Origin of the sequence: Microbacterium testaceum (assembly GCF_001476285.1) — a bacterium.
In the GTDB taxonomy this organism is placed as follows: Bacteria; Actinomycetota; Actinomycetes; order Actinomycetales; family Microbacteriaceae; genus Microbacterium; species Microbacterium testaceum_B.
The window spans coordinates 1-4,576 of record NZ_LDRU01000142.1 but is presented as its reverse complement, the minus strand read 5'-3'; the positions used below and the strand labels follow the sequence as shown (position 1 = coordinate 4,576).

The 4,576-nt window shown below is 68.7% G+C and carries 4 protein-coding genes; 1 reads left to right on the top strand and 3 read right to left on the bottom strand.

What is annotated here, in order from left to right; genetic code table 11:
* From NS283_RS17940 to sfnG, 3 genes are all read right to left on the bottom strand, one after another.
* Positions 1–1,095 (bottom strand): TIGR04028 family ABC transporter substrate-binding protein (locus tag NS283_RS17940; RefSeq protein ID WP_058598203.1); only part of this gene is annotated, 1,095 nt, incomplete at its 3' end.
* A 135-nt stretch (positions 1,096–1,230) separates the two neighbouring features.
* Positions 1,231–2,076, bottom strand: coding sequence for a phosphotransferase family protein (locus tag NS283_RS17935; protein ID WP_058598202.1), 846 nt, complete (start codon positions 2,074–2,076; stop codon positions 1,231–1,233).
* A gap of 41 nt (positions 2,077–2,117) precedes the next feature.
* Positions 2,118–3,251: a dimethylsulfone monooxygenase SfnG gene (gene sfnG, locus NS283_RS17930; RefSeq protein ID WP_058598201.1), complete on the bottom strand. Its 1,134-nt coding sequence runs from the start codon at positions 3,249–3,251 to the stop codon at positions 2,118–2,120.
* Positions 3,252–3,376: 125 nt separating this feature from the next.
* On the opposite strand from sfnG, the gene NS283_RS17925 reads away from it, so the two are divergent.
* Entirely contained in the window at positions 3,377–4,438 is a 1,062-nt protein-coding gene (locus NS283_RS17925) for an LLM class flavin-dependent oxidoreductase (protein WP_206542572.1), read from the top strand.
* Positions 4,439–4,576: the final 138 nt, after the last annotated feature.

The following is a 4,576-nucleotide window of genomic DNA, read 5'->3' as shown; positions in this document are numbered from 1 at the left end:
GGGGTCGTACGCGTAGTACGAGGAGGTGTCGGTGTACCCGAGCGCGTTCTTGGCCAGGGCTCCGGTCGCGAGCGGGTAGTTCTTCGTGAAGAGGGTGTCGACGATGTCCTGGCGGTCGATGCCGGCGATGATCGCCTGGCGCACGCGGATGTCGGCGAGCAGAGGGTTGCGGAAGCGGAAGCTCAGGCCGTTGTTCACCCCGTTGGTCGGCGCGGCGACCAGCGCGAGACCCGGGGCCGCGAACTGCGCCTCGTCGGGTGCTTCGATCTGGCGCGCGGCATCCGCTTGCCCCGCCACCACCGTGCCGACGCGCACGCTGTCTTCGGCCGCGACGATCAGGTCGATGCCGTCGAGGTAGGGGCGACCCTGGTGCTCGCGCGAGGGCGGCGCCCAGTCGTAGTCGTCGCGCGCCTTCAGCGTCACCTTCGTGCCGACCTCTTCGGCGTCGATCACGAACGGACCCGAGCCGATGACCGTCGTCGCGTTGCCGGGCCCGAAGGTCTCGGCCGTCTTCGCGAGCGTGGAGTTCGAGACCAGACCCGAGTTGATGGTCGACACCGCCTGCGCGAAGCCGGGGGAGGGGGCGGTGAAGAAGAAGCGGACCGTGGTCGGGTCGACGACCTCGCCGTGGTCGTAGTTGTTGATCGCCTCGGACTGCGTGAGCTTGCGGCTCGAGTCGCCCTTGCCGAACAGGTCGAAGTTGGCGACGACGTTCGCCGCGTCCAGCGGAGTGCCGTCGGAGTACGTCACACCCTCGCGGATGGTGAAGGTGTACTGCGTGGCATCCTCGTTCACCTCCGGAAGAGCGGTCGCGATCCAGGGCTGCAGCTCGAGGGTCTCGGGGTCCTGGTAGAGCAGTCGATCGGTGATGTTGTTGACGATGCCGCCGTTCGGGTAGAAGCCCGCGGCGGGCGGGTACAGCGTCGTCCACGTCTGCGGCTCGAGGTAGGTGAGCGTTCCGCCCGTGACGGGTTCGGCGTTGACCGGTGCTCCCGATCCGGCGCCGCCGCCCGAGCACCCGGCGAGCAGGGCGACGGTGGCGGCCGCGGCGGTCGCGGCGAGCGCGAGGCGGCGAAGAGGGCGGGGCAGAGGCATGTCGACTCCCGGTTTGCTGTGGGCGAGGTAGGAGCCAGTCCAGCGCAGGCTGGGAACCGACGCACATTCCGCGCGTCACGCGACGACATAACCCGTCACATTCGGGTCACATGGCGGGCAGTCACGCGCCCGCGGTCACATGCGGGCGCTCGCCCACGTCGCCGCGCGGGCGACTTCGGTCTCCGGGCGGCCCTGCACGAGCGAGAAGCAGACGACCTGGAGCGGATGCGTCGCCGCGATGATCCGCGCGCGGTGCACGACCTCGGGCGGACGCACGCGCTCGATCACGTCCCACCCGTGCCACACGGCGAGCGCTGCGACATCGATGGCCGGGTCGCCCGCACTCGCGAGATCCCAGTCGATGACGCCCGTGACGACACCGCCGTCCCAGAGGAGATTCGACCCGGCGAGGTCGCCGTGGACGAGGACCTCGGGGACCGGCTCGAGCGCGGCGAGGTCGTCAGTGGCCCGGCGGGCTCTGTCTCGGACGTCGGGGGCGAGAAGCGGGATCGCCCGCTCGACCATGACCGGATGCCACTGCTCACCGCCCATGAACGCGTGCGGAGGCGCGAGGCGCGCTTCGAGCGCGCGGACCGGTACCGCGGCCAGCGCATCGAGGACTCCGCGCAGCGCATCGGCATCGCCGTGTCCGCTCGGGTGAGGGACGCCATCGAGTCGGCGCTGCGCGATCGCGACCATGTCGCCGTCACGCACGGGATCGGCGAGGGCACGGGGGACCGCGAACGGCAGCCCGGGCAGCGCATCGACCACAGTCTGAGCGCGGAGTGACTCGGCGGCGGCTGTCGCGGTGCGGCCGACCCGCACGGCGGCGGCGCCGGCGAGCACGACGAGGTTGGCCGAACCGTGTTCGATCCACTGCCACCGCGCGGGGTCGTCGGGCTGGCCGGCCGCTCTCAGGGCCTCGGCGACGAGGGCTTCGGTGCGAGCGCGATGCGGGATCACGTACCGCGTCTCGACCATGAGTCGAGCCTACGGGCCGGGGTCACGGCATCCGTCGTCCCTCAGCGCGCGGCGACCTCGATCGGGTCGCCGGTGCGCGCCAGATCCGCCTCGAGCTCACGCACGATCGGGATGACCGTCTCACCGAAACGCTCGAGCTCCTCCTGGAAGTGGAGGAAGCCGAGCAGGAACAGGTCGACGCCGCGCTTCTTGTACTCGATGATCCGTTCGGCGATCTGCTGCGCGTCACCGAACAGCTGCGTGCGGAAGCCGTCGTTGTACTGCACGAGGTCGTCGAGGGACGAGTCGGCCCACATGCCCTTGCCGTCCTTCGTCGATGCTCCGGCCTCTTGCACGCTCTTGCGGAAGCCCTCCACCGCACCGTCGTCCGCGTGGGCGATGATCTCGCGGAGCTGCTGCTCCGCCTCCGCCCGGCTGTCGCGCTGGATGACGAAACCGTTGAGACCGAAGCGCGTGCGACGCCCGTGTTCGGCCGCGACCCGCGTGACGTCGTCGTACTGCTCGGTGAAGCCGTCGAAGTCCTTGCCGTTGGAGAAGTACCAGTCCGAGAATGCGCCGCCGTTGAAGCGCGCCGCCGTCGAGTTGCCGCCCTGGAAGATGTCGGGGTGCGCGCGTCCCGGCACCTCGTAGGGGAACGGACGCAGCGTGAAGTCGGTGATGTCGTAGTACTTGCCGTGGAACGAGAACTTCTCTTGCGTCCACAGTCCGCGCAGCACCTGGATGAACTCGGCGGCACGCTCGTACCGCTCGTCGTGCTCGAGCCACTCGAGACCCAGGTCGGTGTACTCGTCCTTGAACCAGCCGCTCACGACGTTCACGGCGGCGCGGCCGTGCGAGAACTGATCGGCCGTGTTGATGAACTTCGCCAGGACGGCCGGATGCCAGATCCCGGGGTGGATGGCCGAGATGACCTTGAGCTTCTCGGTGTTCAGCAGCAGCGCCAGGCTGATCGAGGTGGATTCGTGCTGCTGCGCGGCTCCGTAGCTCGAGGCGTATCGAACCTGGCTCAGCGCGTACTCGAAGCCGACGCGCTCCGCCGTCTGCGCGAGCTTGACGTTGTAGTCGTAGCCCCAGTCGGTGCGCTGCTCGATGGAGCTGATCACCAGGCCGCCGCTGACGTTGGGAACCCAGTAGGCGAACTTCAGGGGCTCGTGCGTGGGGGCGATGTCGGTCATGGGGTTCTCCTCGAGGATCGGAACCCGGCTACCGTCGCACCGACCTCGACAACGGTCAACGGTGTGTGACGGTCCGTGTCCTCGCATGACGACACACGACATCGAGCCGGGTCAGGATGGATGCCATGACCTCCCCCCAGCGCGTGCGCTTCGGCTACTGGACCCCCATCTTCGGCGGATGGCTGCGCAACGTCGACGACGAGCAGACGCCCGTCTCGTTCGCCCACATCGCCGAGATCGCTCGCGCAGCGGAAGAGGGTGGCTTCGACCTCACGCTCATCCCGGAGCTCAACCTCAACGACATCAAGGGCGTGGAGGCGCCCTCGCTCGACGCGTGGGCGGTCACCGCGGGTCTCGCCGCGGTCACGTCGAACCTCGAGCTCATGACGGCCGTGCGCCCCGGGTTCCACAACCCCTTCCACACCGCGAAGCAGGCCGCCACGATCGACGAGATCAGCGGCGGACGGTTCACCCTCAACGTCGTCTCCGCGTGGTGGGCCGAGGAGGCCAAGCAGTACGAGGGACTGTTCAGCGCCCACGACGACCGGTACGCCCGCACGATCGAGTGGGTCGAGGTGCTGCGCGGACTCTGGAACAAGACGCCGTTCGCCTACGAGGGCGAGTACTACCGCACCGAGGGCACGTACACCGAGCCGAAGCCCCGGGTGCAGCCGCGCCTGTACGCCGGCGGCGAGAGCGAGGCCGGGCGCACCGCGATCACCCGCTTCGCCGACGCGTACCTCACCCACGGCGGGACGCTCGAAGAGCTGTCGGCGAAGGTCGCGGACATGCGCCGGCGTCGGTCCGAGGCCGGCGCGACGCCTTTCGAGGCGTTCGGGATGGCCGCCTACGCGATCGTGCGCGACACCGAGGAAGAAGCGCAGGCCGAGATCGAACGGATCACCGACGTCCGCGGGGGAGCAGCGTACGGCTCGTACCAGGACTTCGTGAGCAAGTCGAAGCTCGACACCCAGGTCGACCTCAAGGAGTACTCGGTGTCGAACCGTGGCCTGCGTCCGAACCTCGTCGGCACGCCCGATCAGGTCGCCGAACGCACCGTGGAGTTCGCGAACGTCGGGGTCTCGACGCTGCTCCTCCAGTTCTCGCCGCACCTGCCCGAGATGCAGCGCTTCGCGGCCGAAGTGATTCCGCGCGTGCGCCGCCTGGAGGCGCTGCGCGACGCCTGACCCGCGGCTGCCGTGTGTTGAGTGTCCAAAACACCCGGAACGTCTCGAGATACGTCCGTGTCATGTCTCAGGACATCGGTGACAGTTCTGCATCAGGAACTGACCGTTATACACATCTGACGCTGCCGACGAAGCGGA